18 protein-coding genes are annotated in these 15,762 nt (G+C 62.0%); 13 read left to right on the forward strand and 5 right to left on the reverse strand.

Features of this window, described 5'->3' with window-relative positions; translation table 11 throughout:
- The first annotated feature begins 149 nt into the window (after positions 1–149).
- The 3 genes from AC1D1J_RS02540 (at position 150) to AC1D1J_RS02550 (ending at position 2,397) form a co-directional block, all read left to right on the forward strand.
- Complete coding sequence (locus tag AC1D1J_RS02540) at positions 150–929, forward strand: ATP-binding cassette domain-containing protein (protein ID WP_477685722.1); 780 nt, start codon at positions 150–152, stop codon at positions 927–929.
- A gap of 15 nt (positions 930–944) precedes the next feature.
- Positions 945–2,123 (forward strand): ROK family protein, encoded by a 1,179-nt coding sequence (locus AC1D1J_RS02545; RefSeq protein WP_477685721.1) that lies wholly within the window; start codon positions 945–947, stop codon positions 2,121–2,123.
- Positions 2,124–2,226: 103 nt separating this feature from the next.
- Positions 2,227–2,397 (forward strand): hypothetical protein, encoded by a 171-nt coding sequence (locus AC1D1J_RS02550; protein WP_457280702.1) that lies wholly within the window; start codon positions 2,227–2,229, stop codon positions 2,395–2,397.
- A 35-nt stretch (positions 2,398–2,432) separates the two neighbouring features.
- Here AC1D1J_RS02550 and AC1D1J_RS02555 read toward each other — a convergent pair whose 3' ends face one another.
- Positions 2,433–2,948, reverse strand: a complete 516-nt coding sequence (locus AC1D1J_RS02555) for a MarR family winged helix-turn-helix transcriptional regulator (protein WP_477693808.1) — start codon at positions 2,946–2,948, stop codon at positions 2,433–2,435.
- Between the two features lie 62 nt (positions 2,949–3,010).
- On the opposite strand from AC1D1J_RS02555, the gene AC1D1J_RS02560 reads away from it, so the two are divergent.
- The 4 genes from AC1D1J_RS02560 (at position 3,011) to fabG (ending at position 7,790) form a co-directional block, all read left to right on the forward strand.
- Entirely contained in the window at positions 3,011–3,415 is a 405-nt protein-coding gene (locus tag AC1D1J_RS02560) for a GFA family protein (RefSeq protein ID WP_477685719.1), read from the forward strand.
- A gap of 204 nt (positions 3,416–3,619) precedes the next feature.
- On the forward strand, positions 3,620–4,828 hold the full coding sequence (locus AC1D1J_RS02565; protein WP_477693809.1) for an acetyl-CoA C-acetyltransferase: 1,209 nt from the start codon (positions 3,620–3,622) through the stop codon (positions 4,826–4,828).
- Positions 4,829–4,833: 5 nt separating this feature from the next.
- Complete coding sequence (locus tag AC1D1J_RS02570) at positions 4,834–6,981, forward strand: 3-hydroxyacyl-CoA dehydrogenase NAD-binding domain-containing protein (protein WP_477693810.1); 2,148 nt, start codon at positions 4,834–4,836, stop codon at positions 6,979–6,981.
- 65 nt (positions 6,982–7,046) lie between these two features.
- The gene (gene fabG / locus AC1D1J_RS02575) at positions 7,047–7,790 is read left to right on the forward strand and encodes a 3-oxoacyl-ACP reductase FabG (RefSeq protein ID WP_477693811.1); all 744 of its coding nucleotides are present in this window, start codon (positions 7,047–7,049) and stop codon (positions 7,788–7,790) included.
- Positions 7,791–7,854: 64 nt separating this feature from the next.
- Here the strand turns inward: fabG and AC1D1J_RS02580 are convergent, their stop codons facing one another.
- A complete protein-coding gene (locus AC1D1J_RS02580) occupies positions 7,855–8,460 on the reverse strand; it encodes a hypothetical protein (RefSeq protein WP_477693812.1) in 606 nt (201 codons plus the stop codon).
- A 272-nt stretch (positions 8,461–8,732) separates the two neighbouring features.
- Here AC1D1J_RS02580 and AC1D1J_RS02585 point away from each other — a divergent pair, with 272 nt between their 5' ends.
- On the forward strand, positions 8,733–9,083 hold the full coding sequence (locus AC1D1J_RS02585; protein ID WP_477693813.1) for a hypothetical protein: 351 nt from the start codon (positions 8,733–8,735) through the stop codon (positions 9,081–9,083).
- Between the two features lie 2 nt (positions 9,084–9,085).
- On the opposite strand, the gene AC1D1J_RS02590 is transcribed toward AC1D1J_RS02585, so the two are convergent.
- Positions 9,086–9,943 carry an AraC family transcriptional regulator gene (locus AC1D1J_RS02590; protein ID WP_477693814.1) on the reverse strand — a complete coding sequence of 286 codons (858 nt, stop codon included), beginning with the start codon at positions 9,941–9,943 and terminating at the stop codon, positions 9,086–9,088.
- 98 nt (positions 9,944–10,041) lie between these two features.
- On the opposite strand from AC1D1J_RS02590, the gene AC1D1J_RS02595 reads away from it, so the two are divergent.
- From AC1D1J_RS02595 to AC1D1J_RS02610, 4 genes are all read left to right on the forward strand, one after another.
- Positions 10,042–10,398 (forward strand): cupin domain-containing protein, encoded by a 357-nt coding sequence (locus AC1D1J_RS02595; protein ID WP_477693815.1) that lies wholly within the window; start codon positions 10,042–10,044, stop codon positions 10,396–10,398.
- Between the two features lie 67 nt (positions 10,399–10,465).
- The gene (locus AC1D1J_RS02600; RefSeq protein WP_477693816.1) at positions 10,466–11,455 is read left to right on the forward strand and encodes a bifunctional helix-turn-helix transcriptional regulator/GNAT family N-acetyltransferase; all 990 of its coding nucleotides are present in this window, start codon (positions 10,466–10,468) and stop codon (positions 11,453–11,455) included.
- 164 nt (positions 11,456–11,619) lie between these two features.
- Positions 11,620–12,195, forward strand: a complete 576-nt coding sequence (locus tag AC1D1J_RS02605; RefSeq protein ID WP_477685711.1) for a chromate transporter — start codon at positions 11,620–11,622, stop codon at positions 12,193–12,195.
- Positions 12,192–12,776 (forward strand): chromate transporter, encoded by a 585-nt coding sequence (locus tag AC1D1J_RS02610; protein WP_477649214.1) that lies wholly within the window; start codon positions 12,192–12,194, stop codon positions 12,774–12,776. Before AC1D1J_RS02605 ends, AC1D1J_RS02610 begins: the two co-directional genes overlap by 4 nt.
- An 18-nt stretch (positions 12,777–12,794) precedes the next feature.
- On the opposite strand, the gene AC1D1J_RS02615 is transcribed toward AC1D1J_RS02610, so the two are convergent.
- Both AC1D1J_RS02615 and rlmB read right to left on the reverse strand, forming a co-directional pair.
- On the reverse strand, positions 12,795–13,946 hold the full coding sequence (locus AC1D1J_RS02615; RefSeq protein ID WP_477693817.1) for an NAD(P)/FAD-dependent oxidoreductase: 1,152 nt from the start codon (positions 13,944–13,946) through the stop codon (positions 12,795–12,797).
- The gene (rlmB, locus tag AC1D1J_RS02620) at positions 13,943–14,695 is read right to left on the reverse strand and encodes a 23S rRNA (guanosine(2251)-2'-O)-methyltransferase RlmB (protein WP_477649216.1); all 753 of its coding nucleotides are present in this window, start codon (positions 14,693–14,695) and stop codon (positions 13,943–13,945) included. The genes AC1D1J_RS02615 and rlmB overlap by 4 nt, the downstream gene beginning before the upstream one ends.
- A 159-nt stretch (positions 14,696–14,854) precedes the next feature.
- Between rlmB and AC1D1J_RS02625 the strand changes: the two genes are divergently transcribed.
- Positions 14,855–15,733, forward strand: coding sequence for a c-type heme family protein (locus AC1D1J_RS02625; RefSeq protein WP_477685709.1), 879 nt, complete (start codon positions 14,855–14,857; stop codon positions 15,731–15,733).
- Positions 15,734–15,762 lie beyond the last annotated feature (29 nt).

Consider the following 15,762-nt stretch of genomic DNA (forward strand, 5'->3'; position numbering starts at 1 on the left):
CGGCACCTCCGCCAGAGGCGGAGGCCCTTCGAAGCCGTCCAAGCCTGCGCAGGCAGGCTTGGAGCCGCGGCTCTCAGCCCCTCAAGGGGGGCGAGACCCGCGGCTCCAGACCGACCTGCGTCGGTCTGGACGCGCAATGGATCACTGAAATGCAAATCACTACCGAACCCCTGGTCGAATTCAAGGACATCCGCAAGGCCTTTGGCGGCGTTCATGCCGTGGACGGCGTGAACCTGAATCTGTACCCCGGCGAAGTTGTCGCCGTGCTGGGCCACAACGGCGCGGGCAAATCAACGCTCATGAAAATGCTGGCCGGCGCTTTCCCGATCGATTCGGGCGAGATCCATGTGATGGGGCAGAAAGCGAACCTCCGGACCCCGGCCGATGCACAGCACCAGGGCATCGAGACCATTTACCAGACACTGGCGCTCGCCGACAACCTGGACGCCGTGGCCAACCTTTTTCTGGGCCGTGAAAAAATGACGGCCTGGAATACGCTGGACGACTACTTCATGGAGGCGCAGGCGCGCAAGGTGTTTGGCCGCCTGAATAAAAACTTTACCAACATCCACACGCCGGTGCGGCGCCTGTCGGGCGGTCAGCGCCAGGTGGTGGCCATTTCGCGCGCCATTTACTTCAATGCCCGCATCCTGATCATGGACGAACCCTGCGCCGCCTTGGGGCCGGAGGAGTCCGCCATGGTGGCCAACCTGGTGCTCCAGCTCAAGGCCGAAGGCGTGGGTATTTTCCTGATCACGCATGACATGCAGGATGTTTTTTCGCTCAGCGACCGCCTGTCGGTGATGAAAAACGGCCGCCTGATCGGCACTTACCGCACGGCCGACCTGAACGAAGACCAGATTCTCGGCATGATCATCGCCGGCAAGCAGCCGGAAGGGAAAACACAGGCGCCGCACCGCATTGCCTGAACCATGCCATCGGCCATGAAAACCACAGGTGACCAGCAACTCGTCAAACGCATCAACCGCAGTGTGCTGATGCGCTTGCTGCGCAACCAGCCTGGGCGCTCGCGCGCGCAGCTGGCCAACCATAGCGGGTTGACCAAGTCGACAGTCAGCCTGCTGGTGCGAGAACTCATTGATGAAGGCTGGCTCAGTGAAATCAGCATGGCCGCCGCCAACGGTGTGGGGCGGCCCTCCACGCCCCTGCAAATCGACTGCCGGTCGCGCGGCCTGATTGGTGTGGAAGTGGCAGTCGACACCTTGCGCGTGGTGAGCGTGTCCCTGTTGGGGCAAGTGCTGTGGTCAACGCAAGAACCTTTGCGCGGCACCCGGCCGCAAGACGTCTGCAGCCAGATCGCCGACCTGACAGTGCTGGCCCAGGCGCAGCTGGTATTGCGCGGCGCGCAACTTTCAGGTGTGGGCATCGGCCTGCCCGGCGCGTTTGACGAAACCACCGGTGTGGTCCGCTTTGCCCCCAACCTTGGCTGGCGCAACGTGGACTTCTTGCCGCAGATCACCCAGGCACTGATTCATGCAGGCCTGCCCCCGGTACCGGTGCACGTGCAAAACGAAGCCGACACGGCCGCGCTGAGCGAATACGAATTCTCGGAGAACGACGGCAAGGACTCGCTGATTTTTGTGACCTGCGATGTCGGCGTGGGCGCGGGCATCGTGCTCAACGACCGGCTGTTCACCGGCATGCGGGGCATGGCCGGCGAGATCGGCCACAGCATTCTGGAGCTCGACGGACCCGCGTGCTCCTGCGGACGGCGCGGGTGCGCGGAGGCCTTCATCGGTTCGGGTGCTCTGGGCCAGCTGGCGGACACTCGCCGGTCAGGACACTACCTGGGTGTGCTGCTGCAGAACCTGTGGACCACCTTCGATCCCAGCGTGCTGGTGGTGGGCGGCGCATCCTGTCAGCATTTTCCGGAATTGGTGGAGGTTGCCAGGCAGACGCTGCAAAACTACGCCACCCATGCCGGCGTAACGGCTCCCATGGTGCGCGTGGCGCGTTACGGTCTGCTGGCTTCGGCGGTAGGTGCTGCCGCCCTGGTGCTTCACCAATATCTGCGTCCCATGCATCCGCGCGGCCGCCTCGTGAGCAATGGCCTCCCGGAGGGCTTCAAGCCCCGAGTGACGGAATTGGCCGCAGCCTCCTGAAACCATTCGTAGGCCCTCGCTGACACCCATCAGCGCATCTACCCGATAAAGCGCCGGCACCACGGCACGCATAGTGGAGCCACAACATTTCGTGGAGAAGAAAATGTCTTTTGCGCTTTACATGATCGGTTTCGTGATTTTCCTGGCCGGTGTCATCTGGGGCGCCGTGGTAGCCGGTGTGCCGCATCTGTACATCGGCATAGGTGCGCTGATCTTCCTGGGGATAGGAATCTTCAGCGCCGTGAGCCGCACGCGCAGCAAAGACCCGTCTTAAGCGGCACGCGCCGGCAATCTCACACCAATCTCCAACTATTCCCGCGGCGCTTCCTGCGCCATCAAAGCCTGCTGCAACTGCGCCAGCACGGTGCTCGCGGCGCGTAGCTGGGCCTCATTCATCCCATCAGCCAACGCATTGGCCCATACTTTTTGCTCTGCCTGTATGGTTTGCAAGGCCTTGCGACCTTTGGCAGTGAGCCGTACCAGCTTGGCGCGTGCATGAGCCGGATTGCTTTCATAGACGCTGAGCCCCTCTTCCACCAGTAAATCCGCCACCCGCTGCACGCTTTGCCGCGTCAGGTTCATGGCGCGTGCGATCTGTGCCACCGACAGCGGCGCATCCTCCACCGTGGCCAGCACCTGCCAGCGCGCCGAAGTCTGCCCGGCCGGCGCCGCCAGCGCATCGCCGGCCGCCGTCAACAAGCCGTTGAGTTGCATCACCTGCACCACCAGCCAACTCAGGGAATTGGCGGCCGGCGTGCGCTCGACCTCCTCGTTGGCGATCCCCAATTTGACAGCATGCTGTCGTTTAACTATACTTTCAGACATGACAACATTCTGTCATATTCGGATATTCCCAACAACCTGCAACCATCAAGGAGTTCGCCCCCATGCAAAAGACCTATACCGGAAGCTGCCACTGCGGCGCCGTCCGCTTTGAAGCCGACATCGACCTCAGCAAAGGCACGGGCCGCTGCAATTGCTCCATCTGCACCAAAACCCGCAACTGGGGCGCCATCATCAAACCCGACGCATTTCGGCTGCTGGCCGGCGAGAACGAACTGAGCGACTACCAGTTCGGCACCAAAAGCGGCCACCACTTGTTTTGCAGGCACTGCGGCGTGCGGCCTTTCGGTCGGGGTTACGTGGAGCAGATAGGCGGCGACTATGTATCCATCAACATCGCCGCGCTGGACAACGCCGAACCGGCTGAACTTATCAGCGCGCCGGTCAACTACGCGGACGGGCGCAACAACGCCTGGTGGAACACCCCTGCCGAGACACGGCACCTCTGATTCATCGCGGGCATCCACCTCCCCTGAACGATGTCGGTCAGGAATTGAGGAAGGTCAGGTCCGGCCTCAGCCCACTACAACGCAACGCGGCTTTCCGTTCGTCTATTTATGCAAAGCGACTGCTTGGCGAAATGCATATACTTCAACGGCCCCTCCCCGCCAGCCCTGCGTTCCCGCGTTCCCGCCTTCCCGAGGAAAGCCATCATGAGCATCGAAGCCTTTATCTACGACGCCATCCGCACGCCGCGCGGCAAAGGCAAAAAAGACGGCAGCCTGCATGAGGTCAAGCCCGTCAACCTGCTGGCCGGCGTGCTGACCGACCTGCAACGGCGCAGCGGCTTCGACACTGCGGCCATCGACGACGTAGTGATGGGCGTGGTTTCACCGGTGGGTGAACAGGGTGCGGTGATTGCCAAGGTGGCCGCGCTCAAGGCAGGCTGGGATTTCCGCGCCTCGGGCGTACAGGTCAACCGCTTTTGCGCCTCGGGCCTGGAGGCTGTGAACATGGCCGCGCAGAAAGTTCGCTCGGGCTGGGAAGACCTGGTGGTGGCCGGCGGCGTCGAGAGCATGAGCCGCGTGCCGATTGGCGCCGACGGCGGCGCCTGGGCGCAAGACCCGGAGACCAACAGCGCCACCCTGTTTGTGCCGCAAGGTATAGGCGCCGACCTGATCGCCACGATGGAGGGTTTCAGCCGCGCCGACGTGGACGCCTTTGCGCTCGAAAGCCAGCAGCGCGCTGCCCAAGCCCGCGCCGCTGGCCACTTCGCCGGCTCCGTCGTACCAGTCAGGGATTTTCTGGGCCAGACGATTCTGGCCGAAGACGAATTCATCAAACCCCACACCACGCTGGAAGGCCTGGCTTCACTCAAACCGGCCTTCGAGCAGCTGGGCGGCATGGGCTTTGATGCCGTGGCGCTGCAGCGTTATCCCCAGGTCGAGCGCATCCACCACGTGCACCATGCCGGCAATTCGTCGGGCATTGTGGACGGTGCGGCCGCTGTGCTGGTGGGCTCGGAAGCCGCCGGCAAAACCCACGGCCTCAAGCCGCGTGCCCGCATCGTGGCCGCCGCCCTGAGCGGCGCCGACCCCACCATCATGCTGACCGGCCCCATGCCCGCCACGCGCAAGGCGCTGGCCAAGGCTGGCATGACGGTGGAGCAGATCGACCTGTTCGAAGTCAACGAGGCCTTTGCCGCCGTGGTGATGCGCTTCATGAAAGAAATGAAGGTACCGCACGAAAAGGTCAATGTGAACGGCGGCGCCATTGCCATGGGCCACCCGCTGGGCGCCACCGGCGCGATGATCCTCGGCACATTGGTCGACGAGCTGCACAGGCGCAAGCTGCGCTACGGCCTGGCCACGCTGTGCGTGGGCGGTGGCATGGGCATCGCGACGATTGTTGAAAGGGTCTGAATTCCATGAAGACCATCCAGTACCAAATTGAGGGCGGCATTGCCATCATCACGTTTGACGAACCAGACTCCCCCGTCAACACCATGTGTCTGCAGTGGCAAGACGACCTCAGTGAAGTCACCGCGCAGGTGGTGAACGACAAAGACGCCATCAAAGGCATCATCCTCGCCTCCGCCAAAAGCACTTTTTTTGCTGGCGCTGATTTGAAGGCCGTGATGCGACTCACATCGGCCGACGCGCCCAAGGCCTATGCAGAGATCGAGCGCGTCAAGAAAAACTTCCGCACCCTCGAAACGCTGGGCATACCCGTCGCCAGCTGCCTTAACGGCACCGCGCTGGGCGGCGGCTGGGAAGTCGCATTGGTCGGCCATTACCGCGTGGCGGTGGACGACCGCAAAACACAGTTTGGCCTGCCCGAGGTCACGCTGGGCCTGCTGCCCGGTGCCAGTGGCGTGACCAAGATGACGCGCCATCTTGGCTTGATGGGCGCGCAACCCTATCTGGTCGAGGGTAAAACCTTTAACCCGCGCGAGGCACTTGAGCTGGGCCTGGTGCACGAGCTGGTGGCTGATGCAGCCGGGTTGCGCGGCAAGGCACTAGCATGGATCGCCACCAACCCTGCCGCCCAGCATCCTTGGGAAGCAAAGGACTACAAAATCCCGGGCGGCACACCAGCCAATCCCAAGATCTCCGCGGCGCTCAGCGTCGCGCCTGCCATGCTCAAAAAGCAGACACGCGGCCTCTACCCCGCGCCTGAAGCCATCCTGGCCTGCATGGTGGAAGGCACACAGGTGGACCTGGAGACCGCCTTTCGCATCGAAAGCCGCTACCTCGCCAAACTCATGACAGGCACCAATGCCAAGGCCATGATCAACACCTTTTTCTTCGACATGAACGCCATCAAGAGCGGGCAGTCGCGGCCCAAAGGCGTAGGGCGTTTCAGGCCTGCCAAGGTCGGCCTGCTGGGCGCCGGCATGATGGGTGCGGGCATCGCTTACGCACAAGCCAGCAAAGGCATTGCCACCGTGCTCAAGGACGTGAGCCAGGACAAGGCCGAAGCCGGCAAGGCTTACAGCAGCAAGATCACCGCGCCGCGTGTGGAGAAGGGCCGCATGACGGCCGCCGAGCAAAGCGCCCTGCTCTCTCGCATCACCGCGACCGACCAGGTTGCGGAACTGGCCGGCTGCGACCTCATCATCGAGGCCGTCTTCGAGCGGCGCGACCTCAAGGCCAAAGTGACGCAGGAGGCCGAGCCTTTGCTGGCGCCCGGCGGTTTCTTCGCATCCAACACCTCCACCCTGCCCATCAGCAGCCTGGCCACGGCAAGCGACAGGCCCGAAAAATTTATCGGCATCCATTTCTTCAGCCCTGTCGACAAGATGAAGCTGGTCGAGATCATTCGCGGCAAGCAGACCGACGACGAAACCGTGGCCAGCGCCTTCGACTATGTACAGGCCCTGGGCAAGGTCCCCATCGTGGTGAACGATGCGCGCGGTTTTTACACCAGCCGCACCTTCGGCACCTTTGTGATGGAAGGCGCGGCCATGCTGGGCGAAGGCATTCCCGCCGCCGCGATTGAAAATGCCGGCATCCAGGCCGGCATGCCCGTCGGCCCGCTGGCCGTGCTGGACGAAACCGCGTTGTCATTGAGCGTGCACGTGCTGGACCAGACACGTACCGACTTCACCGCAGAAGGCAAGCCCTACACCGCCACGCCCGGCGAGCTGCTGGTCGAACGCATGGTGAAAGAGTTGAAGCGCCCCGGCCGCGCGGCCGGTGGCGGCTTTTACGACTACCCCACCGGGCCCGGAGCGAAGAAGCACCTGTGGCCCGAACTCAAGCCCCTGTTTGAAAAACCCGGCGCCGCCTGGGACATCCACGAACTCAAAGACCGGCTGCTCTACCGCCAGGCGGTGGAAACCGCCCGCTGCCTCAGCGAAGGCGTGCTGACCACCGTGCACGACGCCAACATCGGCTCCATCTTCGGCATAGGCTTTCCGGCCTGGACCGGCGGCGCGATGCAGTTTATCTACGGCATGGGGATTGACGCCTTTGTCTCGCGCTGCGGCGAACTGGCCAAAAAATTCGGGCCCGGCTTTACGCTCACGGGTGCGGTCAAAGATGCGATCCGCCAGCATCAGCCGGTTTACTGAGCTGCTTCGTTTAACTCCCCCATCCTCCCATTCATCTCATCGATCCATATCCAAATATCCACTTCATGCCAAGACTCCAAAACAAGATCAGCATCATCACCGGCGCAGCCCAGGGCATTGGTCTGGCCACCGCACTCAAGTTTGCCCAGGAAGGCGCCACCGTCATCGTCTGCGACGTGAAACAAGCCGGGGTGGATGATGCCGTCAAGCAGTGCCAGGCCCTGGGCGCGCAGGCCGTCAGTTATGTGATGGACGTGACCCAGCGCGCCATGGTGGATGCGGTGGTCGGCAAGGTCAAAGACCAGTTCGGCCGCGTCGACGTGCTGGTCAACAACGCCGGCATCACCCAGGACGCACGCCTGCAGAAAATGACGCTCGAACAGTTCGACAAGGTGATCGACGTGAACCTGCGCGGCGTCTTCCACTGCGCGCAAGCCGTGGCCGACACCATGACAACGCAAGGCAGCGGCGTGATACTGAATGCCAGTTCAGTCGTCGGCATTTACGGCAACTTCGGCCAGACGAATTACGCCGCCAGCAAGTTCGGCGTGATCGGCTTCACCAAAACCTGGAGCCGCGAGCTGGGCCCCAAGGGCGTGCGCGTGAATGCCGTGGCCCCCGGTTTTATTTCAACGCCCATCCTCAGCACTATCCCCGACAAGGTACTGAAGGAGATGGAGGCCCATGTGCCGCTCAGGCGCCTCGGACGGCCCGAGGAGATTGCCAATGTCTATGCCTTCCTCGCGAGCGATGAGGCGAGTTATATCAATGGGGCAGTGATTGAGGTTTCTGGTGGGATGTCGGTCTAGGGTGGTATCGGGTGGTATCGCGAAAATGACTTCCTGCTGTCGGGAACCATGCTTGACCGAACAATCAGGCCCTGCGCTCACGGATAGCTTTTGATTTTCTAAGCTCGCTCATCAACTCTTCAACAAAAGTGGTAGCTCGTGCTTCCGGGTTCTCATCACCAAGAAACCATTTCGCGTGGTTGCTCACTGAAGTAGTGGCCCAGACAGTTTGATTGGTCTTTAGATCGACTAAAGACCATCGGATACTAAAACTTGCTCCGGTATTAGATTGCATGACCGAGGCAGGAAACACAATCAAACGATGCGAAGCGCCAAAAAGTCTTTCTTCGTCCTGTGTGGCCTTGATTACCTCTTCAACTGGAACACGTGTACTGGTGTTGGAAGGGTTTGGGCCTGTTTCTTCCAGGGAGAACTGGGTGGCAAATGGGGAATCGTTAAACCAAAGTTGCTTGGACGAGATATTTTCCTTGCTCAATGAATCATTTAGCTGACGCTTTACTTCTGCCAGGAATTTCCTTCCCAGAGCTCCTTCACGCAAGTCAAGAAATGAGTAGACGTAAACCGAACTTACACGATTCTCTCCCGCGAATTCAGGCGCGTTCGAGCGAAAAGATGTAGTCGCGCAAGCTGAAAGAAGAGCAATGGCGAGAAGTAGCAATACTTTTTTCAAGGGATCCTCTGGAATGATTGATGACTCAACATGGTGACGGCCGTTCCGTGCTCTCGGGGGGCCGACCTTGAAGCAAACAAGACGCGCCCATGCTTGCTGGCGATTCTATGCGTGCAACTTGCGAGCTGTATTCTTCAAAAATAGGCTGGTGCGGGCAAATAGCCAATCCTGTTGCCTATTCACGGCTTCCACGATTCAACATGCCGCTCATGACAATCTGCAATATAGATATAGCTTTTTAGTTCTTTGGGAGATGCAGGAGAATCCACAAAATGCACCCACAGATGGTCACAAATCCGAACTCGGTAGTTGACGACCTCATCGATCGCATCACTGCGATCGTGCTGCGGACCTATGAGGTTGATCAGCTCTTGCCTCACGAAAGCACCGAGCGCCTCTCGCTTGCCGCGCATGAACTCGTGAGCGCCATTTCGACGGACACAGGGCAAATCGACTTCTCCTGTGAGCTGACCCTTGCCGCTCACGAAAGGAAAAGCGCATTTCTGGTGAAGGTACAGGGCCAGGCCGCCTATGAAACCCCGATCTGGCGCATCAACGAGATCTATAACGTGGTTGTGGACCCGCTTGACCGCGGGGAATCCTTATTTGCCGACCTGCAATAGATTCACCCGATTGTGGCCGCGGAAGGCTTCATCTGCCGCAGCCACGCCCCCGGCGACAAACCCACACTCCCCTTGAAGCGCCGGCTGAAATGGCTCTGGTCGGCAAAACCGCAGGCGGCGGCCACCTCGGCCAGGCCCTGCCCGGCCAGCATGGCTGACTGGGCGCGTTCGATGCGAACGGCGTTGAGGTAGATATGCGGTGGTACGCCAAACTGCCGGGCGAAGGCGCGGGTCAGGTGAACACGCGACAAGCCGGCCTCGCCTGCGAGGGCATCGACGGTGACGTCCTGGTCGAAGTGGCTGCGCAGGTAGTCGCGAATGCGGGCCATGCGCGCAACACCGGCAGGCCTCACTTCATCGCCTGAGCGCCGCTCTCCGTAGCGCTGCAGCAAGCGAACCAGCACATTGCGCGTGAGCTCTTCGGCACGCAGCGACTCTTGCGCCTGTCCGCCCGCGCCTATGGCACGCGCCAGCGCGCGGCCCATGGCGGCGTCGCGCACCACAGGTTGACGGAAGTAGGCCGCCATCTCGAGGCCGGCTTCCTTGTCGCGGCATTCGTTCACCACTTGCGGCGACACATACAGCATGCTGTAGCCAAAGCCTTCCTGCGTGCCGCGCTGGCCGTCGTGCGGTTCGTCGGGATTAAAAAGAATCACATCGCCGCGCAGGCTGGCGTGCAGCGTGCCGCCGCAGTGGAAGGTCTGCACACCGGAGGCGGTGACCCCTATGGAATAGGTTTCGTGGCTGTGGCGCTCGAAGGTGTGCTCAGTGAAGTGGGCGTTCATCTGAGTCACGCCGGCCAGTGCGCCGGGACGAAAGCGGGCCCAGTCTTTGGGCGTGGGGGCCTGGGCGTCGTGCATGAAACAATCGTAAAGGAAACAATCGTACAAGACGCGGTAGCCCTGGACAAGGAGACTCCCCTTCAACCGCATTCAACCGCTATGAAAGAGGAGTTCACATGAAAGAAGCCGTAGACCTGCAGAGCAAGCTCGCGACCTTTGAAGGCCACTGGCAACCGCGCACCGTGAGCGAATTCAACGGGCACGACGTGATGGTCGTCAAGGTCCAGGGAGAGTTCAGCTGGCATTCGCACCCGGAGAGCGACGATCTCTTCCTGGTGCTCAAGGGCGAGCTGCACATCGACATCGACGGCCAGCCCACCGTTACGCTCAAGCCCGGCCAGCTGTACGTGGTGCCTCGCGGGGTGCGTCATCGTCCGCGGGCACCGCAAGAGGCGCACCTGCTGCTGATTGAGCCGACCGGCGCGCCCAACAGCGGCGATGCGGCCACAGCGGCGCCGCGCCGGGTGATCTGAGGCCGGTTGAGACCGGGCAAATTCCATATGCTTGACTTTGTCAACTAATTGATTGACGATATCAGCCATGGCCTCGTCAATCAATACCACCGCCTCAAGCACGCCTGCCCAGCCCCAGACTGGAGCGCCCTCCGCTTCTACAGCCCACGTCAAGGCCGTGCGAAGCTTTAACCGCTTCTACACCCAGCGCATCGGCGTGCTGGACCCTTATCTGGACAGCGAGTTTTCGCTGACGGAGGTGCGGGTGTTGTATGAACTGGCCCATCGCGACCAGCCTACGGCCACGGAGCTGGGGCGCGACTTGGCGCTGGACGCGGGTTACCTGAGCCGCATCCTGCGCCGCTTCGAAAGCCAGGGCTGGCTGGCGCGCGTGCCTTCGCCAGCGGACGCGCGGCAAAGCCTGCTGAAGCTGACCGAGGCCGGCCACGCTGCATTTGCGCCGCTGCAGCAGCGCTCCCGCGACGAAGCCGCCGCCCTGCTGGCCGCGCTGGCGCCGGACCACCAGCAAAAGGTGGTGACGGCCATGACCACCATGCAACGGCTGCTGGCCAACGGCACTGCGCCTGCCGCGACACGTACAGTGTTGTTGCGCGACCCCGGGCCGGGCGACATCGGCTGGGTGGTGCAGCAACACGGTGAAATTTATGCGCGTGAATACGGCTGGAACAGCGAATTCGAGGCCTTGGTGGCCGATATTGCCGGCAAGTACCTCAAGAACCACCAGCCGGAGTGGGAGAAGTGCTGGATAGCCGAAGTCGACGGTGAGCGGGCGGGCGCGGTGTTTGTGGCGCGTAAATCAGCCGCCGTGGCCCAGCTGCGCATGTTGATCCTCACGCCGCAGGCGCGCGGACTGGGCCTGGGCGGGCGCCTGGCCGACGAGTGCATCACATTTGCGCGCAGCAAGGGCTACAAAAAAATGGTGCTCTGGACCAACAGCTGCCTGGACGCAGCGCGCGCCATTTACGCCAGGCGTGGTTTCAAGCTGACCAGGAGCGAGCCCTACCATGGCTTTGGGAAAGAAAACCTGGTGGGCGAAACTTGGGAACTGCGACTGTAGCCGCCATGCAGGGCATGTCGGGCGCTGCCTCAAAAATTTACGCCATTTTTGCCTCCAGCCCATATCCAACGAGCGCAAGCAGCTATCTTATTAATAGCAAACGGCGGCCCTTGGTCTCCTGTGCGCAGGCTGTGGTGCATCGATGAAGCGGCGATAATTGGTGCATGAGCACCCCTCCCGCCGAAGACCGCCCGAAACCCCAATCTCTCTCCGATCTTTTCATCTCATTCACCTTGCTGGCGCTTCAGGGCTTTGGCGGTGTACTGGCTGTCGTGCAACGCGAGCTGGTCGAAAAAAAGCGCTGGATGACGCGCGAAGAATTCATTGAAGACTGGGCCGTCGCGCAAATCATGCCCGGGCCCAATGTAGTCAACATCTCACTGATGATAGGTGGCCGCTACTTCGGCCTCAAGGGCGCCCTGGCAGCGCTGGCCGGCATGCTGACCGTGCCGCTGGTGCTGGTGCTGCTGCTGGCGGTGGTCTATGCCCAGTTTGCCGGGCATCCCGGCGTGGCTGGCGCGCTGCGCGGCATGGGCGCCGTGGCAGCAGGGCTGATCGGCGCGACCGGCCTGAAGCTGTTCGGCGCGCTCAAGAAAAACGTGCTGGGCCTGCAGCTATGCGCCGCGTTCGGTGTGGCCTGTTTTGTGGCCATCGCCCTGCTGCGCTTTCCGCTGGCCTACGTGCTGCTGGGGCTGGGCGGCGTGGCCTGCCTGCTCGCTTACCGCAGGCTGGCACCATGACCGAATCGCTGCACCTCGTCTTCGGCGCTCGGGAATGGTTTGACCTCTTCCTGCATTACCTCTCGCTGTCGCTGCTGTCGATAGGCGGGGCCATCACCACCGCGCCCGACATGCACCGTTTCCTGGTCGACAAGCAGCACTGGCTGACCGACGCGCAGTTCAACGCGTCCATTGCCATTGCGCAATCAGCCCCCGGGCCGAATGTGCTGTTCATCGCCTTGCTGGGGTGGAATGTGGGGCTGAACGCGGGCGGCATGCTGACCGGGCTGCTGGGCGTTTTCCTGGCGATGCTGGGCATCCTGATTCCCAGCACCACCCTCACCTACCTGGCCGCGCAGTGGGGGCACCGCAACCGCGAACTGCGCGCGGTGCGGGCCTTCAAGCAGGGCATGGGGCCCATCGTGGTGGCCTTGCTGATCGCGACAAGCTGGATATTGGCCACCGCCAACGGCAGTTCGCTGAAAGACTGGCCGGTGTGGCTGCTGGCGGCCACCACAGCCGTGATTGTCTGGCGCAGCAAAATCCATCTGCTGTGGCTGCTGGGCGCCGGCGCATTGCTGGGCTGGTACGGGCTGGTCTAGCAGCCCGTTTCGGGGCGGCTACTCAGGTTTGCCGCGCCGGTGAAAGTACACCATGCGCGCAGCCTGCCGCATGGGTTCGGTGTCCAGGGCCATATTGAAGATCCAGTCTGCCTGAAAGCGGTCAAACAGCCAGCGCAGCGTGCGCTTGGCGCGGAACTTCGGGTAGTGCCGCACCAGCCCTTGCGCTGGATCAGCCGGGTCGCCGCCATCGGCCGAACCACCTTGCAAAAAGGCGGCTACCGCGCTGCCCACCGCATCGCCATGCTCCAGGGCCGTGTGAATGCCACCAGCCGTCACGGGCGACACCATGCCGGCGGCATCACCAACCAGCATGACGCGTGCGTCGGACACCCGCTTCAGCACCCCGCCGCAGGGAATCATGCCGGCGCGCGTCGCCAGCGGACTTGCGTTGCCGACATCCACATGGGGCGCAATCTTTGACATGAAAGCCGCCATCCACGCCTGTTTGGCGGGCACGGATGCGCCTGAGGCCGACATCCGCCTGGCCAGACCAATCTGGTGAATACCGACGCCCGCAACGGCCCAGCCGATGTAGCCGGGCGCGAGCTGGCGGTCTATGAAGCAGTGCAGCAGGTTGGCATCCAGCCGGGCCTGGCCGTATTCATGCTCGATACCGAAGAGAAACTGGGTATTGAGCGAGAGGCCCAAAGCCTTGGCCACACGCGAATGGGGGCCGTCGGCGCCGACCAGGTAGCGAGCCTGCAGCACCATCGGCTCCTGCGATGCAACCGACTTGACCGACACGGCCCAGCCGCCGCTGTCTCGCGCAGCCTGCTCGAACAGCGTGCCGGCCAGCAAGGTGACACCATCCGCCACGACGGACGCACACATCCAGTCCAGCAGGGCCGGCGTATCGGTTGCCCAGAAATAATACCCGGGCGCGTGCAGATCGACGTGGCGAAGGTTGGGCGAATAAAGCCTCACGCCGTCCACCTGCCGCACCATCGCCGCGGGCACTTGCTGCAACCACGGGATGGTGTCTATGGCATCTTTCACGATGATGCCGGTGGTGTGCAGCTTGTCGCCGGAAGAAGTCTTCTTTTCGACAATGGCGACCTGCAGGCCCGCCCTGGCCGCGGCGCGCGCGCAGGCCAGCCCGGCAAAACTGGCGCCTATGACGACCAGGTCGAAGTGCTGCGGCGTCGTCATGCCCTGCGCTGGCGCAGGGCTTCGTACAGGCACACACCGCTGGCTACGGACACATTCAGGCTTTCCACCGCGCCATGCATCGGGATGCTGACCAGCTCATCGCAGGTCTTGCGCGTGAGCTGGCGCATGCCCTCACCTTCAGCGCCAAGCACCAGCGCCACGGGGCCTTTCAGGTCGACGTCGTAAATCGTTTTTTCGGCATCGTCACTGGTGCCTATGCACCAGATATTGCGTTCCTTGAGCTCGCCGAGGGTGCGGGCCAGGTTGGTCACCATGAAGTAAGGCATGGTTTCGGCGGCGCCACTGGCGACCTTTGCGACGGTCGCATTGATACCGGCCGCGTGGTCCTTGGGCGCGATCACCGCATGGGCGCCGGCGCCGTCAGCCACACGCAGGCAGGCGCCGAGGTTGTGCGGGTCGGTCACGCCGTCGAGCACCAGCAGCAACGGCTGGGCCACACCGGCTTCTTCGAGCTGCTCCAGCAATTCGTCGAGCGATTTGACCTGCGCCAGTGCATCGACCCGGGCCACAACGCCCTGGTGGCCGTGGCTGCCGCACATCTTTGCCAGGCGCAAACCGTCGGATTCGATCAGCCGCACACCCGCCTCCCGGGCCCGGTCCGTGAACTGGCGCATGCGCGCATCGCGGCGGGACACATCGAAAAACACTTCCAGGACGGATTGGGGCGCTGTTTTGATACGAACGCCGACGGCATGGAAGCCAAAAAGCACTTTGGGAGAAGAAGACATGGCAGCGATTATCACTGTTGGCCGTAATTGGCATTACTACCGGTGTATCGGGTGCGACGAGCGGGGCACAATGGCCCCCGGGCAGGACTAAAATAGTAACAATTTGTTGAACCTGCTGAATAATCCCGCTCTGCTGGCTGCAGGGCACCTGGAGGCGCTATGGGCTTGAGACTGAAATTCAATTTGGTGCTGGTCGTGGTTTTTTTGGCCGGCTTTGCTGCGGCCGGCTACATCTCGCGCCAGCTGCTGCAGGACAATGCGCGCGAAGAGGTGCTGCGCAACGCCCGCCTCATGATGGACACCGCGCTTTCCGTGCGGGCCTACACCGTCGAGCAGATCAAGCCGCACCTGGATAAACAACTCGAGGAAGTGTTCCTGCCCCAGACCGTTCCGGCCTACGCCGCCACCGAAACGCTGGGCCACATCCAGAAAAAGTACCGTGACTACGGCTACAAGGAAGCCACGCTGAACCCGACCAACCCGCGCGACCGCGCCACCGACTGGGAAGCGGACATCGTCCAGCAATTCCGCCAGAACGCCGAATCGAAAGAACTGATTTCCGAGCGTGCCGCCGCCACCGGCCGCCTGCTTTATATAGCCAAGCCCATTCAGATCACCAACGCGGCGTGCCTGCAGTGCCACAGCGTGCCGGCCAATGCGCCCGCCAGCATGATCAAGATCTACGGCGAGGCCAACGGCTTCGGCTGGAAACACAACGAAATCATCGGCGCGCAGGTTGTCACCGTTCCCATGGACATTCCCATCCGCAACGCAGACCGCACCTTCAAGACCTTCATGGCCTCGCTGGCAACTGTCTTCGCCGTGGTTTTTGTCGTACTTAACCTGATGCTGAGCTGGCTCATCGTGCGGCCTATCCGCCGCATGTCCCAGGCCGCCGACAAGGTGAGCACCGGTGACTTTGATGTACCAGAATTCGCTGACGGCGGAAAAGACGAAGTGTCCGTGCTCGGCGGCGCGTTCAACCGCATGCGGCGCAGCCTCGAAAAAGCCATGCAGATGATCGACCACGGCGCCTGATGTCCGGCCGGGCTCAATAATTCACAGGC

The sequence above is a fragment of the Polaromonas sp. P1_F8 genome, from assembly GCF_056405635.1.